The sequence below is a fragment of the Variovorax sp. OK212 genome (assembly GCF_900112425.1).
In the GTDB taxonomy this organism is placed as follows: Bacteria; Pseudomonadota; Gammaproteobacteria; order Burkholderiales; family Burkholderiaceae_C; genus Variovorax.
This window is the reverse complement of the sequence record NZ_FOLP01000002.1, coordinates 391,374-410,055: the sequence shown is the minus strand read 5'-3', so window position 1 is coordinate 410,055 and position 18,682 is coordinate 391,374. Positions and strand designations below refer to the sequence as shown.

General features: G+C 69.1%; 17 protein-coding genes. 10 read left to right on the top strand and 7 right to left on the bottom strand.

What is annotated here, in order from left to right; translation table 11 throughout:
• The first annotated feature begins 44 nt into the window (after nt 1-44).
• Genes BM004_RS08475 through BM004_RS08460 form a run of 4 tightly spaced genes read left to right on the top strand, consistent with a single transcriptional unit; the run spans nt 45 to nt 5,857 of the window.
• Complete coding sequence (locus BM004_RS08475; RefSeq protein ID WP_093128389.1) at nt 45-752, top strand: ABC transporter ATP-binding protein; 708 nt, start codon at nt 45-47, stop codon at nt 750-752.
• 1 nt (nt 753) lies between these two features.
• Complete coding sequence (locus BM004_RS08470; protein ID WP_177206429.1) at nt 754-2,154, top strand: ABC transporter permease subunit; 1,401 nt, start codon at nt 754-756, stop codon at nt 2,152-2,154.
• A 20-nt stretch (nt 2,155-2,174) separates the two neighbouring features.
• The gene (locus BM004_RS08465; protein WP_177206427.1) at nt 2,175-3,635 is read left to right on the top strand and encodes an ABC transporter permease subunit; all 1,461 of its coding nucleotides are present in this window, start codon (nt 2,175-2,177) and stop codon (nt 3,633-3,635) included.
• Nucleotides 3,636-3,676: 41 nt separating this feature from the next.
• Nucleotides 3,677-5,857, top strand: a complete 2,181-nt coding sequence (locus tag BM004_RS08460; RefSeq protein WP_093212544.1) for a TonB-dependent receptor — start codon at nt 3,677-3,679, stop codon at nt 5,855-5,857.
• A gap of 10 nt (nt 5,858-5,867) precedes the next feature.
• Here BM004_RS08460 and BM004_RS08455 read toward each other — a convergent pair whose 3' ends face one another.
• On the bottom strand, nt 5,868-7,202 hold the full coding sequence (locus BM004_RS08455) for a WD40 repeat domain-containing protein (RefSeq protein WP_093212542.1): 1,335 nt from the start codon (nt 7,200-7,202) through the stop codon (nt 5,868-5,870).
• Between the two features lie 170 nt (nt 7,203-7,372).
• Here BM004_RS08455 and BM004_RS08450 point away from each other — a divergent pair, with 170 nt between their 5' ends.
• Nucleotides 7,373-7,831 carry a PaaI family thioesterase gene (locus BM004_RS08450; RefSeq protein ID WP_093212540.1) on the top strand — a complete coding sequence of 153 codons (459 nt, stop codon included), beginning with the start codon at nt 7,373-7,375 and terminating at the stop codon, nt 7,829-7,831.
• Here BM004_RS08450 and BM004_RS08445 read toward each other — a convergent pair.
• A complete protein-coding gene (locus BM004_RS08445; protein ID WP_093212538.1) occupies nt 7,752-9,011 on the bottom strand; it encodes an acyltransferase family protein in 1,260 nt (419 codons plus the stop codon). The two genes, BM004_RS08450 and BM004_RS08445, sit on opposite strands and share 80 nt — an antisense overlap.
• A 165-nt stretch (nt 9,012-9,176) precedes the next feature.
• Here BM004_RS08445 and BM004_RS08440 point away from each other — a divergent pair, with 165 nt between their 5' ends.
• Together BM004_RS08440 and BM004_RS08435 are read left to right on the top strand one after the other, a co-directional pair.
• Complete coding sequence (locus tag BM004_RS08440) at nt 9,177-10,136, top strand: LytTR family DNA-binding domain-containing protein (protein WP_093212536.1); 960 nt, start codon at nt 9,177-9,179, stop codon at nt 10,134-10,136.
• Between the two features lie 151 nt (nt 10,137-10,287).
• Nucleotides 10,288-11,490 carry an ammonium transporter gene (locus tag BM004_RS08435; RefSeq protein WP_093128398.1) on the top strand — a complete coding sequence of 401 codons (1,203 nt, stop codon included), beginning with the start codon at nt 10,288-10,290 and terminating at the stop codon, nt 11,488-11,490.
• On the opposite strand, the gene BM004_RS08430 is transcribed toward BM004_RS08435, so the two are convergent.
• On the bottom strand, nt 11,480-12,658 hold the full coding sequence (locus tag BM004_RS08430; protein ID WP_256219830.1) for a Fic family protein: 1,179 nt from the start codon (nt 12,656-12,658) through the stop codon (nt 11,480-11,482). The two genes, BM004_RS08435 and BM004_RS08430, sit on opposite strands and share 11 nt — an antisense overlap.
• Before the next feature lie 140 nt (nt 12,659-12,798).
• Between BM004_RS08430 and BM004_RS08425 the strand changes: the two genes are divergently transcribed.
• Together BM004_RS08425 and BM004_RS08420 are read left to right on the top strand one after the other, a co-directional pair.
• The gene (locus BM004_RS08425; protein ID WP_093212535.1) at nt 12,799-13,734 is read left to right on the top strand and encodes a M14 family metallopeptidase; all 936 of its coding nucleotides are present in this window, start codon (nt 12,799-12,801) and stop codon (nt 13,732-13,734) included.
• A 10-nt stretch (nt 13,735-13,744) separates the two neighbouring features.
• The gene (locus tag BM004_RS08420) at nt 13,745-14,146 is read left to right on the top strand and encodes a DoxX family protein (RefSeq protein WP_256219829.1); all 402 of its coding nucleotides are present in this window, start codon (nt 13,745-13,747) and stop codon (nt 14,144-14,146) included.
• A gap of 24 nt (nt 14,147-14,170) precedes the next feature.
• On the opposite strand, the gene BM004_RS08415 is transcribed toward BM004_RS08420, so the two are convergent.
• The 3 genes from BM004_RS08415 to BM004_RS08405 form a co-directional block, all read right to left on the bottom strand.
• Nucleotides 14,171-14,503: a hypothetical protein gene (locus BM004_RS08415; RefSeq protein ID WP_093128402.1), complete on the bottom strand. Its 333-nt coding sequence runs from the start codon at nt 14,501-14,503 to the stop codon at nt 14,171-14,173.
• Between the two features lie 24 nt (nt 14,504-14,527).
• Nucleotides 14,528-15,397: a M23 family metallopeptidase gene (locus BM004_RS08410; protein ID WP_093128723.1), complete on the bottom strand. Its 870-nt coding sequence runs from the start codon at nt 15,395-15,397 to the stop codon at nt 14,528-14,530.
• Between the two features lie 96 nt (nt 15,398-15,493).
• Nucleotides 15,494-16,054 carry a pseudouridine synthase gene (locus tag BM004_RS08405; RefSeq protein WP_093212531.1) on the bottom strand — a complete coding sequence of 187 codons (561 nt, stop codon included), beginning with the start codon at nt 16,052-16,054 and terminating at the stop codon, nt 15,494-15,496.
• A 295-nt stretch (nt 16,055-16,349) separates the two neighbouring features.
• Between BM004_RS08405 and BM004_RS08400 the strand changes: the two genes are divergently transcribed.
• Nucleotides 16,350-16,655, top strand: a complete 306-nt coding sequence (locus tag BM004_RS08400; RefSeq protein WP_256219828.1) for a hypothetical protein — start codon at nt 16,350-16,352, stop codon at nt 16,653-16,655.
• A gap of 69 nt (nt 16,656-16,724) precedes the next feature.
• Here the strand turns inward: BM004_RS08400 and BM004_RS08395 are convergent, their stop codons facing one another.
• Nucleotides 16,725-18,551, bottom strand: a complete 1,827-nt coding sequence (locus tag BM004_RS08395; RefSeq protein WP_093212527.1) for a glutamine--tRNA ligase/YqeY domain fusion protein — start codon at nt 18,549-18,551, stop codon at nt 16,725-16,727.
• Nucleotides 18,552-18,682 lie beyond the last annotated feature (131 nt).

Genomic DNA, 18,682 nt, shown 5'->3' with positions numbered 1-18,682 from the left:
GGCGCGAGCCTGCGCGCGCCTTTTTTTTAACCTGGGTCTTCTCCATGCTCCGAGCCATCGGCCTCACCAAACAGTACGGCGCGCACACCGCGCTCGACCGCCTCGACCTCGACATCCGCGCCGGCGACATCTACTGCCTGCTGGGTGCCAACGGCGCGGGCAAGACGACCACCATCAACCTGTTCCTGAACTTCATCGCGCCGAGTGCCGGCACGGTCGAGATCAACGGCACCGACGTCACGCGCCACCCGGTGGCCACCAAGCAGGACGTGGCGTACATCCCCGAGCAGGTCACGCTGTACGGCACGCTGTCGGGGCTGGAGAACCTGCGCTTCTTCGCGGGCCTGGCGCTGGGCCATGAGCTGCCGCGCGAGCGCCTGCTCGCGCTGATGACCGAGGTGGGGCTCGACCACGCCGCGGCCGACAAGCGCGTGTCGGCGTACTCGAAGGGCATGCGTCAGAAGGTGTGGATCGCGGTGGCGCTGGCCAAGCAGGCCAAGGCGCTGCTGCTCGACGAACCCACCTCGGGGCTCGACCCGCACGCCGCCGCCGAGTTTTCCGACCTGCTGCGCCGCGCGGCCGACAACGGCGTGGCCGTGCTCACCACCACGCACGACCTGTTCCACGCGCAGCAGACGGCCACGCGCGTCGGGATCATGAAGCGCGGCCGGCTCGTCGAGAGCCTGGACGGCGAAGCGCAGATCGCGCGCACCGACCTGCAGTCGCTCTACCTGCAACACATGAGGGGCTGACATGCTGCAAGGCTGGATCGCAAGACGCGAATTTCTCGAACGCCTGCGCGACGGGCGCCTCTACTGGGCCGGCGGACTGGTCGTGGTGCTGCTGCTCACGGCGCTGGCCGTCGGCTGGGCGCACCAGCGCGACGCGCGCGCCGAGCAGCAGGCCGCGCAGGCCATGGACTACCGCGACTGGCTGCACCAGGACCGCCGCCACCCGCACGACGCCGCGCACCAGGGCATGCATGCCTTCAAGCCCGAGGCGGCGCTGGCCATGATCGACTCGGGCATCAACCCCTTCATCGGCAGCACCGTGTGGCTGCAGGCGCACCGCCAGAGCGAGGTGAAGTTCAACGCCGCGCAGGACGCCACCGGCCTGCAGCGCTTCGGCAACCTGTCGGTCGGCTGGATCCTGCAGGTGCTCGGGCCGCTGCTGGTGATCGTGCTGGGCTTCAACGCCTTCGCGGGCGAGCGCGAGCAGGGCATCCTGCGCCAGACGCTGAGCCTGGGCGTGTCCCCGCTGCGGCTGCTGGCCGGCAAGGCGCTGGCGCTCGCGGGCTCGCTCGGCGTGCTGCTGTTGCCGGCGGCCGTCGTCGCCGCCGTTGCGGTGACCGCCGGGGCGGGCGAGGGCGAGCGCATCGACGCGCTGCTGCGCTTTGGCGCATGGTCGCTCGGCTACGCGGTGTACCTCGGCATCTTCGTGTTCCTGGTGCTCGGCGTGTCGGCCGCCTCGTCGACCTCGCGCATGGCGATCACCCTGCTGCTGGCGCTGTGGATCGCGCAGGCCGTGATGGCGCCGCGCGTGCTGTCCGAGCTGTCGCGCGCATGGTTCCCGAGCCCGACGCGGCTGCAGTTCAACCAGGCGCTGGGCGCGGAGCTCAAGGCCGTGTCCGACCGGACCTGGCAGAAGAACTTCGGCACCACCGAGCGCTGGGGCCGCGACGTGCCGCTGAGCAAGTGGGGCATTGCGCTGCGACTGGACGACCAGGCCTCGTACCCCGTGTACGACCGCCACTACGGCCGCTTGTGGGACACGTGGGAGCAGCAGCAGAAGGTGCAGGAGTGGAGCGGCCTGCTGATGCCGCTGCTCGCGATCCGCAGCTTCTCGATGGGCATGGCGGGCACCGACTTCGCGCACCACCGCAGCTTCACCACCGCGGCCGAGCTGCACCGCCGCCACATCCAGGACCTGATGAGCGAAGACCTCGTGGCGCATGCCGACCCCATGGGCGACCGGCATTTCGCCTACCAGGCCGCGCCGGGCCTGTGGGCCTCCGTGCCGCCGTTCGACTACCACCCGCCGCGCGCGGCATGGGCGCTGCGCCACCAGGCGCGCAGCCTGGCCGTGCTGTGCGCGGGGCTGCTGCTGTCCATCGCGTTCGCGGCCGTCGCCACCGTGCGGCAGCGCGCGCTTTGACCGCCCGAGGAGACATGGCAATGAACGAATCCCCATCCCGATCCTGGTCCCGGTCCGCCTTGCCGCCGCAGGGCCGCCGCCTGCTGGCCGTGATGCGCCAGGAGTGCCGCCTGATGCTCGCCGAGCGCGCGCTGTGGGCCGTGGGTGCGCTCTTCGTGCTGCTGGTGGCCTATGCGCTGGGCAACGGCCTCGTGCAGACCGCGAGCCGCGACCGCGCGCAGGCCGCCGTCGCGCAGGCCGACCGCGACACCCGCGCCGCGCAGCCCACGCCTTTCGAGAACCCGGCCGACCCCTCGCGCATGGCCAGCGGCTACGGCGGGCACCATGCCATCCTGCCGACCGCGCCGCTGGGCCCGGTCGCGCTGGGGCAGAGCGACCTGTACCCGAGCCAGTTCCAGGTCACGGGCCAGAGCCGCGTGGTGTTCATGAACCCCAGCGACATCGAGAGCCCGTGGCACCTGCTGAGCGGGCACTTCGACCTGGCCTTCGTCATCGTCTACCTGCTGCCGCTGCTGATCTTCGCGCTCAGCTACAACCTGCTGTCGGCCGAGCGCGAGAACGGCACCTTGCGGTTGCTGCTGTCGCAGCCGCTGCGCCTGCGCACGCTGCTCGCGGGCAAGCTCACGGTGCGCGCGGCGGTGCTGCTGGGGCCGGCGGTGCTGTTGCCGGTGGCGGTGCTGCTGGTCGCGCGGCAGGCGGGGCTTGCCGGCGCATCGGGCGCCACGCTGTGGTGGGCGCTGCTGGTCGGAGCCTACGCGCTCTTCTGGTTCGCGCTGGTGGTGGCGGTGAACGCCTTTGGCGCTTCGTCGGCGACCAATGCCATGGTGCTGGTCATCGCATGGGTGCTGCTGGTGCTGGTCGCGCCGGTGCTGCTGAACATGGCCGTGACGCAGGCCAGCCCCGCGCCGTCGCGCACCGAGCTGGCCACGCGCCAGCGCATCGTCACGGCCGAGGCCATGAAGCGCCATGCCGCCCTCATGAGCACCGACTACCAGCACGTCGGCCGTGGCGCGCTGCTGTTGCCGCGCGACGGCAAGATCGAGATCGCGGGGCGGCTGCTCGGCAACTACCTGATCGAGAAGGACGTCGACGACGCCATTCGCCCCGAACTCGACCGCTTCGACGTGCAGCAAGCGAAGCAGCAGGCGCTGCTGGGCCGCTTCAGCGTGGTGTCGCCCGCGGCCGTGGCCTACGAAGGCATGACGGCGCTGGCCGGCACGGGCAGCCGGCGGCAGGCGCGCTTCGAGGCGCAGACCGTGGCGCACCACGAGGCGTGGAAGCGCTTCTTCTTCCCGCGCATCGACGCGCGCGACGCGCTTGCGCCGGCGGACTTCGACCGCATCCCCGCCTTCGCATGGCAGGAGGAGCCGCCCGGCCTCGTGCGCGGGCAGGCCGCGTGGGCGGTGCTGCAGCTGCTGGTGCCCAGCCTCTTGCTGTTCGGCCTGGCCGCATGGCGCCTGCGCCGTTTTTCCGTCGCGTAGGCGGCCCCCGTTTCTTTCGCACTTTCTCCTCAAGCAATCCCATGACCATGTTCATCCGCACGGCCATGGCGGTGGCCGCCGCCACCGCCTTCCAGGCGTCCTACGCACAAAGCAATGCCGAGCTCGGCACCGTCACCGTCGAAGGCAGCCGCGACGCCAACAGCCTGCACCTGGAGGAGCCGACCGGCACCGCGTCGCGCCTCGGGCTGTCGGTGCGCGAGACGCCGGCCTCGGTCGAGATCCTGTCGCAGGACGCCATGCAGCAGCGCGGCGCGCGCACCTTCAGCGAAGCGCTGCGCGGCATGGCGGGCCTGTCGGGCGGCGGGCCGCCGTCCGCGCCCACCACCTTGTCGACGCGCGGCTTCAGCAACCTCATGTACCTGTACGACGGCGTGCGCAGCTCCGGCGCGGGCGTGACCAACCGCGTGCAGGACACCTGGAACTACGAGCGCATCGAAGTGCTGAAGGGCCCGGCCTCGGTGATCGACGGCGAGGGCGCCATCGGCGGCGTCGTCAACTTCGTCACCAAGCGGCCCGACCGCGACAACCCGCACAAGGAGGCGCTGCTGTCGTACGGCAGCTACGGCGCCACGCGCGCGGCCTTCGGCTTCGGCGGCGCGCTGGGCGATGCCAGCGCCTACCGGCTCGACTACAGCCGCAACGACAGCAAGGTCGGCACCATCGATCGCAACGGCGAGCGCATCGACCACTTCACCAGCGGGTTGACGGTCGACTTCGGCGGCTCGGTGAAGCTGGACCTGTCCTTCGACTACCTGCGCGACGACAACCAGGCCTACTGGGGCACGCCGCTGGTGCCGGGCAGCTTTGCCACGCAGCCGACGAACGTGGTGCGCACGCCCGACGGCCGTGTGATCGACAAGCGCCTGGCGCGCAACAACTACAACGTGCCCGACGACGACAACAGCTCCGAGACCTACTGGCTGCGCGCGCGCCTCACGGGGCAGGCGGGCGGCGGCTGGTCGTGGCGCAACGAGTTCTCGGCCAACCGGTCGAACCGCGTGTTCCGCAACTCGGAGAGCGCGGTGTTCGTGGCGCCGGCCAACATCGCGCGCGACCAGACGCTCATCACGCACGACCAGGACTTCTGGCTCGACCGCTTCGACGCCACGCACAAGGGCACGTTCGCCGGCATGGACAACCGCTTCGTGGTGGGCGGCGAATACAGCGAGACGCGCTTCGGCAGCCAGCGCCGCTTTTCCGACAGCAGCGCGGCCACCGCGAGCCTGCTGCGCGTGCCGGTGTTCGGTGCCTACCTGGCGCCGTTCGACGACAACCCCGCGCTGAGCACGGGCGGCGGCAACCGCACCAACACCACGTCGAACGTGAAGGTCACGTCGGTGTTCGTGGAAGACGCGCTGAAGCCGCTGCGCAACCTCACGCTGGTGGGCGGCCTGCGGCACGACCGCACCGAGCTCGAGCGCGGCATTGCCGACCTCAACCTGGGCAGCTACACGCGCTTTGGCGCGAGCTACCGCGCGACCTCGGGGCGCATCGGCGCGGTGTACGACATCACGCCGCAGTCGAGCGTGTATGCGCAGTACACCAACGCCACGCTGCCGGTGAACTCGCTGTTCCTGCTGTCGGCCTCGAACGCGGCATTCCCGATGTCGCGCGGCAGGCAGGCCGAGGTGGGCTTCAAGCAGAGCCTGCCCGCGGCCAACCTCGAGTGGACCGCGGCGGCCTACAGGATCGAGCTGGGCAACGTGCTCTCGCGCGACCCGAACAACCCCGCCAACACCGTGAACAACGGCAGCCAGTCGTCGCGCGGCATCGAACTGTCGACCGTGTGGCGGCCCGCGCGCGAGTGGACGCTGGCCGGCAACCTGGCCGTGCTCGACGCGCGCTTCGACACGCTGGTGGAAGCGGGCAACGTCTCGCGCGTGGGCAAGACGCCGCCGAACGTGCCCGAGCGCGTGGCCAACGTGTTCGCCACCTACCGGCCCGACGGCTCGAAGTTCGAGTACTTCGCGTCGCTGAACCACACGGGGCCGATGTACACCGACAACGCCAACCAGATCCGCATCAACGGCTTCACCACGCTCGACGCGGCCGTGAGCTACCGCATGCGCAACACGCTGCTGAGCTTTCGCGTGCGCAACCTGACGGACAAGCTCTACGCCACCTGGGCCGGCCGCGCGGCCAGCCAGGTGCTGCTGGCGCCGCGGCGCACCTTCGAGCTGTCGGCCAAGTTCGACTTCTAGAAGATCGGGCTCACCACAGCAGCGGGCCCTTGCTGTTCTTCCACAGCAGCCAGCGCCGCTGCTCGAAGTGTCCGCCCGTGCCGATCTGGCCGGGCGCCTGGCGGCCGGCGTCCAGCGCGATCACGCAGACGAAGCCGGCGCAGGTGGTCGCCACCAGCGTCTTGCCGTCGGCCGAGAGGTCGAGCGCGCCGACGGTCGAGCCGATGAAGTGCTGCCAGCGGGCCTGCCCGTCTTCGCCGAACGCACGCAGGTAGCCGTGCGCGTCGCCGACGATGAACTCGTCGCCGCGATGCACGCCCGCGTACACGCGCGCGCCGTCCTCGAGCGTGGGCGTGCGCGGATCTTTCGCGTAGTACTCGGTGTCCAGGCCGGGCACGTCCTTCATTTGCACGCCCAGCGTGGCACCGTTGTAGAAGTGGCAGGCGTTCAGCACGAGGCGGTCGCTGCGCTGGTTGAAGAGCGCGAAGTGCGGGTACTCGCCGACCGGGCCGATCTGCGCCTGCAGCTTCAGCGCCGCGTCGAACACCAGGTGCCGCCCATCCTGCCCGCCGACGGCGATCCACTGGCCGTCGGGCGAGACGGCGCCGTGCTCCATCGAGAGGTCGAGGCCGAAGTACTCGGGGTCGAAGTCTTCCTCGGCCAGTTGCTCCGCGAGCTCTTCCATGCGCGGCATCAGGCGGCGCGCGCCCTGCGCGGACAACACGAAGGTGCCCGAGGCACTGACCAGCAGCACGCGCTGCCCGTCGGGAAAGGGAACGAGCTGCGTCGGCTTGGGCGGCGCGGCGAAGCGGGGCGAGGGCACGCTGTCGGGCAAGGCGGGCAGGTCTTCGAGGCCGGTGGGCCACAGGCACAACGCCGTGGTGGGGCCTTGCCAGCCGTCGGTGATGCGAACGCCATCGGCCTGCGCCACCGCGAAGAAGCGGCGCGCCGGGCAGCGGCCGAAGAATTCGATGCCCTCGACACGCTCGACCTTGTCGCCCGTGAGGCGCACGAGGTGACCGTCTTCGTGCGCGGCGCCGATGCGCGCGAGGATCGAGCCGTCGTCCAGCAGCGCGACCGTCGGGATGCTCTGGCCGTGCTGTTGGAGCCGCGGAATGAGCGGCTCGTGTGCCGGTGGCCAGTCTTCGCGGAACGCGGCACGCGCGGCCTCGTCGGGCGCGGCGGCGTTGTGGGCCTTCAGTGCCGCGAGCAAGGGGGCGAGAAGGTGCGCGGTCTTCAGCATCTGCGGCTCCTCGCCCGCCGTGTTCCAGCCGTCGCGCAGGCCGGTTTCAACGTAGCGGTTCACGGCCTCGGCGTAGCTGGTGGTCTTGAGTTTCCATTCCTGTTGCGGCGTCAGATCGGTCATCGGGCCCTTCGTCGAAGTTGCATGGTGGCCGCAAAGTTTCGCATGCACGCGGCTGTCGCCAAGGCAACTGGCGGCGCGCGCTCGGTCACGCGCGCGACGACGAATGCGGTTACCGCTTCTTAGAGTGGGCCGCATCGCTTCAACGCCGGAAAACTCCGGAACACACCGCCATGCTCGACACCATCCAGGCCATCAACAAGACCGCCGGCTTCAACCGCTGGGCCGGCTTCGAAGTCACCAGCGCCGCCAAGGGCGAGGCCGAACTGCGCATGGACTTCCGCGAGGAAGACATGGGCCAGTACGCCGGCTTCCTGCATGCGGGGCTGATCGGCGCGCTGCTCGACACGGTGAGCGGCTTCGCGGCCGCCACGGTGGCCGGCCGCGTGCTGGCGTCGCACTTTTCGGTGAACTGCATCTCGCCCGCCGTGGGCCGCGCGTTCGTGGCGCGCGGGCGCGTGGTGAAGGCGGGACGCAAGCAGGTGTTCGCCACGGCGGAGCTCTACGCGCAGGCGGAGGGTGAAGAGGGAGAGGAGGGTGAGGGCGGTGCGCTCAAGCTCGTGGCGACGGGGAACGCCATCCTGGTTCCGGTGGAAGAGGCTGCGGCAACGCCGGCGAAGGCGCCGGTCTAGCCCGAAGACCTTTGAGGCCGAACAGCGGGCGCAGCATGCTGACCCGGCGGATCAGCCCGTCGGTCAGCAGCCAGCACCCGGCAAGCGTCAGCGCCGCCAGCAGCACGGGTTCGACGACCGGGCCGAGCGCCAGCGGCGCCAGCACGGTGATGCCCGCGACGATCAGCGTCTGGTGCAGCACGTACCACGGGTACACCGACTCGTTGGCCCAGCGCAGCCACGGCCACGGGCGGTTCAGGTGGCGGTGGCCGTGGCCCAGGATGGCGGCGACGGCCAGCCACAGGTAGAGCATGCGCAGCGTGTCCATCAGGAGGCCGGAGGCCGGCACTCTGGCGCCGGCGCGCAGCGCGAAGAACACCGCGATGACCGCCACGGCCAGCGCGAGCGACACGCGGCGCAGCCGCTCCAGTTCCTTCCACACGCCTGTGTCCACGCCCATCCAGTAGCCGTAGAGGAACAGCGTGAAGTAGAGGCTGTGCAGGTGGAAGTCGCGCACCAGGTTGTGCGTGGCCGGAAAACGCGCGGCCAGCAGCAGGGTCCACAGCAGCAGCGGCACCACCGGCAGCACCAGCAGCTTCCAGCCGCGCAGGCCGTTGAAGGCGCGGCGCAGCCGTTGGCCGGCGGCCGAATTCCACAGCGGCAGCGTCAGGGCGACCAGCGCCGTGTACGTGAACAGGTAGGGCAGGTACCAGAGGTGGTTCCAGGTGATGCCGAACTCCGCGCCGTCGAAGGCCTGCCTCGGCCATGGCGCGCTCATCGACAGGTAGCGCAGCAGGAAGGCGCCGAAGCCCGGCGCGACGTGGCCGTTGGCCACGCCCTGCGCATAGGCCTGGTACGGCACGATCACCGCCATGCCGAAGGCCAGCGGCAACAGCAGCCGCAGCCCCCGGCTGCGCAACAGGCCCCAGGTGCCCTGGCCGCGGCTCAGGAAGCCGAGCGACACGCCCGAGATCAGGAACACCAGGTCCATGCGCCACAGGTTGAGCGCCACCATCGGCCACGGCAGCCATTCGGCGGCGTGCGGGCTCTTCAGGTGCCAGTGCCAGCCGGCCACGTAGTACATGCCCACGTGATAGAGGATGACGAACAGGAAAGCGAGCGCGCGCAGGGCGTCGATGTCGTGGCGGCGCTGGCCGGGGGTGGCGGTGGCGCTGGTGGTGGCAGTGGCGGTGGTGCTCATCGCAAGCTCCTCGAAGCAAAGAAGCCGCGATGCTCGGCCCGGCGCGGCCGGCGCGGCGCGGCCGGGGGATGGATCGCCCCCGGTTTGTGACGAGCGGTGGCCCGGAGGGACGAAAAAGCGCGAAAGCAGGCCGTCCCAGGGGCTGTTTTCGCGAGAATTCCCGCCATGGCAGACCCTCGCAAGAACCTGTACGAGCGCTACGAGCCGGTGCGCCGCTACGTGGAGGTGGGCTTCTGGATCGCTGTGATGGCGCTGCAGGCCGTGTTCAACACCTCGGTGGCGCTGGTCGACGCGCGCACCCGCGCCGAGCCGCCCGCCACCTGGCAGATCCTGGTCTGGGAGGGCTCCAGCCACCTCGTGCTGCTGGCGCTGGTGCCGGCCATCGTGGCGGTCGAGCGCTGGCTCTCGCCGTTGCCGCGCCGGCAGCTGCTGCGCTACCTCGCGGGTCACGCGCTGGCCAGCGTGGCCTTCAGCGTGGTGCACGTGGTGGCCATGTTCGCGCTGCGTGCGCTGGCCTACGCGGCGGTCGGCGAGCGCTACGATTTCGCGGGCTGGAGCGGCCAGTGGGGCTACGAATACCTGAAGGACGTGCGCGCGTACGCGTCGATCGTGTTCGGGATCTGGGCCTACCGGCTGTTCATGCTGCGGCTGCAGGGCGAGGCGCGGGTGCTCGATGCGCCGGAGGAAAGGGCGGCACCGCTGCAGCCCCCGTCGCCACCGGGGACTTCGACGGAACCGGAGGGCGTCGAATCCGCGATGCCGGAGGCACCTCCACCGGCCCCACCGCCGCCGCCCACCCGCCCCGAGCGCTTCCTCGTGCGCAAGCTGCGCCGCGAATTCCTCATCGCCGCCGGCGACATCGACTGGCTGCAGGCCGAGGGCAACTACGTCGGCCTGCACGTGAACGGCCACGACTACCTGCTGCGCGCCACGCTGACCGACTTCCTGGCCCAGCTCGACCCCGCGACCTTCGTGCGCGTGCACCGCAGCCATGCGGTGAACCTGGGGCGCATCAAGGAGATCGAGCCGCTGGACGGTGGCGACGCCCGGCTGCACATGCACGACGGCACCACCGTGCCCTGCAGCCGCCGCTACCGCGACGCATTGAGCGCCGGCGCGGGCTGAACCGGTGCGCGCAAGGGCTCTGGCAGGCCCTTGTTTGGTTCATTCCGCACCATCAACGAGCTTTAGGCACCATTTTTGCTTTCTTTGGCCGCCGCTCCGACTGATTCGGGTGCGATGCACCAATTCAAATCAAAAACTGCAAGAAGCTTCCATGGACGCACTCAAACAGGGCGCAGATGCGCTGTTCATCCTTCTCGGCGCCATCATGGTGTTGGCCATGCACGCCGGTTTTGCTTTTCTCGAGCTGGGCACCGTGCGCAAGAAGAACCAGGTCAATGCGCTGGTGAAGATCCTGGTCGACTTCTCGGTATCGACCATCGTGTACTTCCTGGTGGGCTACGGCGTGGCCTACGGCACGCATTTCTTCGTGAGCGCCACGGAACTGTCGGCAAGAAGCGGCTACGAGCTGGTGAAGTTCTTCTTCCTGCTCACCTTCGCCGCCGCCATCCCGGCCATCATCTCGGGCGGCATCGCCGAGCGGGCCAAGTTCTGGCCGCAGCTCATCGCCACCGCGGTGATCGTGGGCTTCGTCTATCCGCTGTACGAGGGCATTGCCTGGAACAGGCACTTCGGCATCCAGGGCTGGATCGCCTCGCTCACGGGTCATGAATTCCATGACTTCGCGGGCTCGGTGGTGGTCCATGCGGTGGGCGGCTGGCTCGCGTTGCCGGCCGTGCTGCTGCTGGGCGCGCGCCGCAACCGCTACCGCGGCGACGGCTCGCTCAGCGCGCACCCGCCGTCGAACATCCCGTTCCTGGCGCTGGGCGCGTGGGTGCTGTGCGTGGGCTGGTTCGGCTTCAACGTGATGAGCGCGCAGAGCATCGACAAGATCTCGGGCCTGGTGGCCGTCAACTCGCTCATGGCGATGGTCGGCGGTACGCTGGTGGCGCTGGCCATGGGCAAGAACGACCCCGGCTTTGTCTACAACGGCCCGCTCGCCGGGCTGGTGGCCGTGTGCGCCGGCTCCGACCTGATGCACCCGCTGGGCGCGCTGGTGGTGGGCGGCGTGGCCGGCGCCATCTTCGTCAAGATGTTCACGCTGGTGCAGAACAAGTGGAAGATCGACGACGTGCTCGGCGTGTGGCCGCTGCACGGCCTGTGCGGCACCTGGGGCGGCATTGCGGCGGGCATCTTCGGCACGCAGGCGCTGGGCGGCATCGGCGGGGTGAATGTGTGGGCGCAGCTGATCGGCACGCTGATGGGCGTGGCGTGGGCAGGGCTGGCGGGCTGGGCGGTGTACGGCGCGCTGAAGAAGGCGGTCGGGTTGCGGCTCACGCAGGAGGAGGAATACGACGGGGCGGACCTGTCGATTCACCACATTTCGGCCACGCCGGAGCGGGAGGTCAACTGGTGATCCGGCTGCCGGACCCTGCCACTCCATGTGTCCATCCCGGCATGTTCACGTAGTAGCGCACCGCCTTGCCCTGACCCGCCGCATACAACATGCCGTTGCGCACGAGGTCAGACAGGTCGCGCGTGGCCGTGGCCTTCGAGACGCGCACCATCTTCAGATACTTCTCTACGTTGAGGCCGCCCAGGAAGCCGCCGTCGCCGGCCTCGAGCAGCCGTTGCAGCAACTGCCGCTGCCGCTCGTTGATGTCGTGCTGTGCATGCCGCGCCCAGAAGCGCGAGCGTTCCAGCGATGACTGGATCGTGTTGCCGGACGCGATGCATGCACGCCCGAAGGCCCCGGCGAACCATTGCACGAAGGCCGTCACGTCCATGCCGCCCGACTGGCCCGCTGCCAGCGCGTCGTAGTACCCCTTGCGGTCCGCCAGCATCTGGCGCGAAAGGCTGAAGAGCCGCGTTGCCGCACCGGTGTCCTGTGCCAGTGCCATATCGGCCACCGCGCGGCCGACACGGCCGTTTCCATCTTCGAACGGGTGGATGGTTTCGAACCAGAGGTGAGCGATGGCGGCACGTGCAATGCCGTCCATCGCGCAGTGCCGCGTCTGAGCGAACCATGCCAGGAACGCATCCATTTCCCGTGCGACCGTGGCAGAAGGCGGCGCGGTGTAGTGCACGACTTCCCTGCCCGGCAGGCCGCTCACGATCTGCATGGCGTCGGCATGGTCGCGGTACCGGCCGACGGCGATGCGCTGGATGCCCGAGGTGCCGCCCGGAAAGAGCGCCGATTGCCAGCGGCACAAGCGGTCTGCGTCCAGCGGCTCGTCGAAACGCGTCGTGGCGTCGTGAATCACTTCGACCAGCCCGTCCACATGCCGGTCGGTGGGACCCGCATGGCTTGCACCCAGGCGGCGCAGCACCGAGGAGCGCACGGCCGCGAGGTCGAGCCGTTCGCCTTCGATGGCTGCCGTGGCCACGGCCTCCTGCATCCACAGTGCCTGCTCGACCTCCACCAGCCCGTCCAGCCCGATGGCCCGGCCCAGACCGCTCACTTCGCCTTTGAGCTCTCGAGCGCGCGAGAGCGCGGGGCCGGCTGCCACGGCGTCATACCGCAGCGCCGGCCAGTCCGGCTGCTGCCAGATGTAGAGCGGGGCTGAAGAGGTCATGAGCCGCATCTTAGAAGAATCGGCTCAATAAATGATTCGCAAATGTGAATTTGCAGCGCATGCTCGGGCTTCCGGGAAGAAATGCACAGATTGGTTACCTGTAGCAAACTTCCGAACCGGACCACGACCGATTCACTTCCTGCAAATCCATGACCCAATCGCCCCCCGCCCTCGAAGTCCTCCCCCGCGACCTCTCCGCCTACCGCGAGGGCAACACCGGCATCGACTACGTGCACCGCTTCGAGTCCGGCAAGCCCGGCCCGCACGTGCTGATCAACGCGCTCACGCACGGCAACGAGATCTGCGGCATGACGGCCGCCACGCATTTGCTGGACAACAACGTGCGCCCGCAGATCGGCACGCTCACCGTGGCCTTCGCCAACATCGACGCCTACGAGTCGTTCAAGGAAGAGTCGCCGTACGACAGCCGCCAGATCGTGCACAACCTCAACCGCATCTGGTCGCCCGAGTGGCTCGACGGCAGCGAAGACAGCCCCGAGCTGCGCCGCGCGCGCATCCTGCGCCCGGTGGTGGACGCGGCCGACCACATCCTGGACATCCACTCGACCAGCCAGCCCGTGGTGCCGTTCTGGGTCTACCCGGCGTTCGAGCGCAACGCCAAGGTGGCGCTGGCCATCGGCCGCCCTTCCGTGCACCTCGTGATGCCCGACGGCCTGGGCTCGGGCACGCCGCTGATCCAGTACGGCAGCCACGGCGGGCCGGACGGCAAGGGCGTGGCCATGGTGGTCGAATGCGGCCAGCACTTCCTGCGCTCCGCGTCGGAACTGGCCACGGCCGTCACGTACGACTTCCTCGCGTACTTCGGCCTCGTCGAGAAGGACCCGGCCACGCCCGCACCCGAGCCGCAACGCAGCTTCCAGCTGCTGCAGACGTACGTCATCAAGTCGGAAGACTTCGCCTTCGTGCGCCCGCTGATCGGCTTCGAGACCTTCGCCAAGGGCGAGCTGATCGCGACCAACGGCGACGAGGAAATCCGCGCGCTGTGCGACGACTGCACCATCTTCATGCCCGCGCAGCGCACGATCGTCGGGCGCGAGGCGGTGTACCTCACCAAGCCGCTCTGAGGTCGGTGCCTTGAACCAGGCCCCTGCCATGGGCCGCTGGCGCGTGGCGGGCCTGGCGTTCGTCTTCCTGTGGTTCGCCATCGGCGGCGTCGCGCACTTCGTGGCGACCGATGCCGAGATGCGCATCGTGCCGCCGTGGATTCCATGGCCGCGCGAAACCGTGTGGGTCAGCGGCGCATTCGAGTTGCTGGGCGCGGCCGGGCTGCTGTGGCGCCCGACGCGCCGGGCGGCGGGCATCGGCCTGTTCCTGCTGACCCTGGCCGTGACGCCGGCCAATGTCTACATGCTGCAGCGCGCTGACCTGTTCGCCAACGTGCCGCACTGGGCGCTGGTCGCGCGGCTGCCGGTGCAGGTGGCGCTGCTCGCGTTGATCGCGTGGAGCACGGCGCGCCCGAAGCCGGCTGGCGGCTAACGGGTAACGGCTAACGGGTAACGGCTAGCAGATGAGCAGGTGCCGCGGCTTGGCTGCGGTGCTGTAGTCGGCGTGCCAGTAATGCGGGTCGTCGCACGGGCTGAAGATGGCCTCGGTGCTCGCGTGGCGGTCGTCGAACCGCTTGGCGAGCGTGACGTGCACCGAGCCCGCATCGGGCCAGTCGGCGCCGGCATCCATCACGCGGTTGCCCGAGGCGACCTCGGCCGCCACGATGGCCTGCAGGGCAGGGTGCAGGCGGGCGTTGAGCAGGGCGAGGATGCCGCCGTACGTGGCGCGCGCGACGGGCGCGGCGAGGCAGGTCTCGTCGAACAGGGGCGGTGCTGCGTTGCTGGCCATGAGAGACGTGGGTGCCCGATGGCCTCAGGCCGCAACGAACAGCGCCGGGTCGACCATCGCCCGGTTCAGCATCACCGACCAGTGCAGGTGCGGCCCCGTCACCCGCCCGGTCGCGCCGACCGCGGCCAGCGCCTCGCCGGTCTTCAGCACGTCGCCGACCTTCACGTCGACGCGGCTCAGGTGGCAATACATCGTCAGCAGGCCGCCGCCATGGTCGAGCCACACGGTGCCGCCGTTGAAGAAATAGTCGCCCGTGTCGATCACCTTTCCCGGCAGCGGCGCCAGCACCGGCGTGCCCGTGCCCGCCGCGATGTCCATGCCGCTGTGCGGATTGCGCGACTGCCCGTTGAACACGCGGCGCAGGCCGAAGGAACTGGAGCGGCGGCCCGGCACGGGCACGCGCATCTGCAGCGCCGCATCGGCGCGCATGTCGGTGAGCGTGGCCATCACGCCGGTGAGGTGGTCGCGCTCCTTGACGTAGCGGGCTTCGTCCTCGGGCGACAGGTCGACCGTGCGCGGCGCCACCGTCAGGCGCTGTTCGCGGTACTGCTTGGGCGCCACGGTGTAGGCGACCTGGCGTTCGGGCTTGCCTTCGGCGCGCACCGTGATGCCGGCCTCGCCGGGTTCCGCCGCGAGCGCAATGCCGACCAGCGCGGTCCACTCGATGGGGTCGCCGACAACCAAGAGCGGCACGTCGCCCGCGAAGGCCTGCGGCCGCTTGGCAGACGGGCCGAGCGACAGGCGCGCCACACCGCCGGGCACCTGCGAGGCGTGTGGCCAGACATCGGGGGCAGCGGGCTTCTTCTTTGTCCTGGCGGGTGTTGCCGCGCCTGCGTTGGTGGCCGACAGCGCAAGCCAGCCGAGGGTGCCGAGCACGGCGCCGCGGCGGGTCATGTCGAAGGAGGCGAGGGAGGCGAGACCGGAAAAGGGAAGTGATTTGTGCATGGGAAGAATTCGAATGAAGGTTCTTGCAGCGGTGCCGATGCGCCGTCAGTCCAGCCAGGTTCCGGGCGCCAGCCCGTCGAGCGTGTGCGGCCCGATGGCGGCGCGGATCAGGCGCAGCGTCGGCAGGCCCACGGCCGCCGTCATGCGCCGCACCTGGCGGTTGCGGCCTTCGCTGATCGCCAGCTCCAGCCACGCGGTGGGAATGCTCTTGCGCTCACGAATCGGAGGCTCTCTGTTCCACACGGCAGGCGGCGGATCGAGCAGGCGGGCCCGGGCCGGGCGCGTGGGGCCGTCGTTGAGCTGCACACCGTTGCGCAGGGCCGCGAGCGCCGCGTCGGTGGGCACGCCTTCCACCTGCACCCAGTAGACCTTCTCCATCTTGAAGCGCGGATCGGCAATGTGCGCCTGCAGCTTGCCGTCGTCGGTGAGCAGCAGCAGGCCTTCGCTGTCCGCGTCGAGCCGGCCGGCAACGTAGACCCCGGGGATGTCGATGAAATCCTTCAGCCCGCGCCAGCGGCCCTCGGGCGTGAACTGGCTGAGGACGCCGTAGGGTTTGTTGAAGCGGATCAGGCGGGAAGAGGTGGGCTGGTAGGTGGGCTGGTTCATGGAATGGGAGCGTCGCGTGGCCCTTTGGCCAACCGCGGCCGATAGTCTCGCACCAGTTGCACGCTGTTCACTGTCGTCGCAGGCGCCGAGATTTCCAAGGAAATCCCGGCCAATCCGATCCATGCGGAAATCTTCTGTAGATCAAAGCGTTATCAACAGCGCCGAAGCTAGAACGTCCTGCTTCAGTTCAGAAAACGGCGACGGGCCACATGCAGGCGAGGACCTGTCCTGCACAGGATCGGAGAGTCGTGCGCGCCAATGAAGACTGGCTTGACAACCTGGGACTGGAATGACGATGCGAAGCTCCATCAACATCGCGTGCGTCGCATGTGCTGCGTCCGCAGGGCTGCTGCTGGCCGCATGCAACAGCACCTCGCTTCGCGTCGGCGGCGCGCCCGAGGCCAGCGTCAAGAACTGCGTGGCCGCGGCCGCGCGTGAACTGCGGGTGCCGCCGGGCACCATCGCTGTCGACAGCGGCTCGACGCCACGCGATGGCGTCTACACGATCAACCTGAAGGTCGGGCCGCAAGGCCGTTCGGCCGTGTGCACGACCGACGAGAACAGCGCGGTGCTGGGCGTGGTCTACAAGCGGCCGGAATGACGAAGGGCTGAAACGAAAAAAGCCGGCGCCATCACGGCACCGGCTTTCCGGATGAAGGTGCGGGCGGGCTTACTTGCCCCAGCTGTCCCGCATGCCGGCCGCGCGGTTGAACACCGGCTTGCCATCCGCACCGGCCTTCGTGTCGCGCACGAAGTAGCCGTGCCGTTCGAACTGGATGCCGACACCGGGTTCGGCCTTTGCCAGCGACGGCTCCACGAACGCCGAGCACACTTCCAGGCTGGTCTTGTTCAGCTCTTCCAGCAGCTCGCCGCTGCCCGGGTTGGCTTCGGAGAACAGCCGCTCGTACAGCCGCACTTCGGCCTTCACCGCATCCGCCGCGGCCACCCAGGTGATGTTGCCCTTGACCTTGATCGCGTCCGCGCCGGGCGTGCCGCTCTTGGTGTCGGGCACCAGCGTGGCCTGCACTTCGACGAGCTTGCCGTTCGCGTCACGCGTGGCGCCGGTGCACTCGATGACGTGGCCGTACTTCAGGCGCACCCTGTTGCCCGGGAACAGGCGGAAGAAGCCCTTGGGCTGCACGTCTTCGTAGTCGGTGCTTTCGATCCACACCTCGCGGCCCAGCTTGAACTCGCGCTTGCCCATCTCGGGGTGGTGCGGGTGCACGGGCGCGGAGCAGTCGTCGAGCACGCCTTCATCCTTGTTGGGGCCGCCCATCAGCTCGCCCCAGTTGGTGATGACCAGCTTGACCGGGTCGAGCACGGCCATGGCGCGCGGGGCGATGGGGTCGAGGCTGTCGCGCAGCGCGGCTTCGAGGCTGGCGTAGTCGATCCAGCCGCCCGACTTGGTGGTGCCGCTGCGTTCGCAGAACAGGCGCAGCGCCTCGGGCGTGTAGCCGCGGCGGCGCAGGCCGGCAATGGTGGGCATGCGCGGGTCGTCCCAGCCGTCGACGTGCTTTTCTTCGACCAGCTGGCGCAGCTTGCGCTTGCTGGTCATCACGTGCGTGACGTTCAGGCGCGCGAATTCGTATTGGCGCGGGTGCGGACTTGCGATGAGGCCGCCTTCGGCCAGGCGGTCGAGCAGCCAGTCGTAGAACGGGCGCTGGTCTTCGAACTCCAGCGTGCAGATGCTGTGGGTGATCTGCTCGAGCGCGTCTTCGATCGGGTGCGCGTAGGTGTACATCGGGTAGATGCACCACTTGTCGCCGGTGTTGTGGTGGTGGGCCCGGCGCACGCGGTACAGCGCGGGGTCGCGCATGTTGATGTTGCTGCTGGCCATGTCGATCTTCGCGCGCAGGATGCCCGCGCCGTCGGCCACCTGGCCGTCGCGCATGGCGCGAAAGCGCGCCAGGTTTTCTTCCGCGCTGCGGGTGCGGAAGGGGCTGTCCTTGCCGGGCGTGGTGAAGTCGCCGCGGTTCGCGCGCACTTCCTCGGCGGTCTGCTCGTCCACGTAGGCCAGGCCCGCGCCGATGAGGTACTCGGCCGCCTCGTACATGAAGTCGAAGTAGTTGCTCGCGAAGTACTCGTGCGGCTGCATCGTGCCGGGCGCGCTCGGGCGGTCGGCCAGGTAGGTCTCGTAGCCGAGCCACTTCACGGCGTCACGGATGGAGTCGACGTACTCCTGGTCTTCCTTCTCGGGATTGGTGTCGTCGAAGCGCAGGTGGCACACGCCGCCGTATTCCTTGGCCAGCTCGAAGTTCAGCCAGATGCTCTTGGCGTGGCCGATATGCAGGTAGCCGTTGGGCTCGGGCGGGAAGCGCATGCGCACCTTGGCCGGGTCGGCCATGCCCTGGGCGTGGTGGGCGGCGCTGCCGGGCGATCCGCCCCACTTGCGGCCAGCGTAGGCGCCCTGTTCGAGGTCGTTCTCGATCACGTGACGCAGGAAATTGCTCGGTGCAGCGGTCGTTTTGGCGCCGTTTTTGTCGGTCGGGGAGGTCATTGCCTCATTCTAGAGGGCACCCCCTGCGCGTTACCTTTGGCAACGTTCTTCACATTGCCGGGTGCACCCCCTTTGCAATTGCCGCGTTCAATACACACATGGGCGGTTCAGACCCGAACCGGGCCCACCGA

Excerpts from the sequence above, each read along its gene's own strand:
- BM004_RS08475 (WP_093128389.1), top strand. The coding sequence starts at position 45 with ATGCTCCGAGCCATCGGCCTCACCAAACAGTACGGCGCGCACACCGCG.
- BM004_RS08470 (WP_177206429.1), top strand. The coding sequence starts at position 754 with ATGCTGCAAGGCTGGATCGCAAGACGCGAATTTCTCGAACGCCTGCGC.
- BM004_RS08465 (WP_177206427.1), top strand. The coding sequence starts at position 2,175 with ATGAACGAATCCCCATCCCGATCCTGGTCCCGGTCCGCCTTGCCGCCG.
- BM004_RS08460 (WP_093212544.1), top strand. The coding sequence starts at position 3,677 with ATGACCATGTTCATCCGCACGGCCATGGCGGTGGCCGCCGCCACCGCC.
- BM004_RS08455 (WP_093212542.1), bottom strand. The coding sequence starts at position 7,202 with ATGACCGATCTGACGCCGCAACAGGAATGGAAACTCAAGACCACCAGC.
- BM004_RS08450 (WP_093212540.1), top strand. The coding sequence starts at position 7,373 with ATGCTCGACACCATCCAGGCCATCAACAAGACCGCCGGCTTCAACCGC.
- BM004_RS08445 (WP_093212538.1), bottom strand. The coding sequence starts at position 9,011 with ATGAGCACCACCGCCACTGCCACCACCAGCGCCACCGCCACCCCCGGC.
- BM004_RS08440 (WP_093212536.1), top strand. The coding sequence starts at position 9,177 with ATGGCAGACCCTCGCAAGAACCTGTACGAGCGCTACGAGCCGGTGCGC.
- BM004_RS08435 (WP_093128398.1), top strand. The coding sequence starts at position 10,288 with ATGGACGCACTCAAACAGGGCGCAGATGCGCTGTTCATCCTTCTCGGC.
- BM004_RS08430 (WP_256219830.1), bottom strand. The coding sequence starts at position 12,658 with ATGCGGCTCATGACCTCTTCAGCCCCGCTCTACATCTGGCAGCAGCCG.
- BM004_RS08425 (WP_093212535.1), top strand. The coding sequence starts at position 12,799 with ATGACCCAATCGCCCCCCGCCCTCGAAGTCCTCCCCCGCGACCTCTCC.
- BM004_RS08415 (WP_093128402.1), bottom strand. The coding sequence starts at position 14,503 with ATGGCCAGCAACGCAGCACCGCCCCTGTTCGACGAGACCTGCCTCGCC.
- BM004_RS08410 (WP_093128723.1), bottom strand. The coding sequence starts at position 15,397 with ATGACCCGCCGCGGCGCCGTGCTCGGCACCCTCGGCTGGCTTGCGCTG.
- BM004_RS08405 (WP_093212531.1), bottom strand. The coding sequence starts at position 16,054 with ATGAACCAGCCCACCTACCAGCCCACCTCTTCCCGCCTGATCCGCTTC.
- BM004_RS08400 (WP_256219828.1), top strand. The coding sequence starts at position 16,350 with ATGCGAAGCTCCATCAACATCGCGTGCGTCGCATGTGCTGCGTCCGCA.
- BM004_RS08395 (WP_093212527.1), bottom strand. The coding sequence starts at position 18,551 with ATGACCTCCCCGACCGACAAAAACGGCGCCAAAACGACCGCTGCACCG.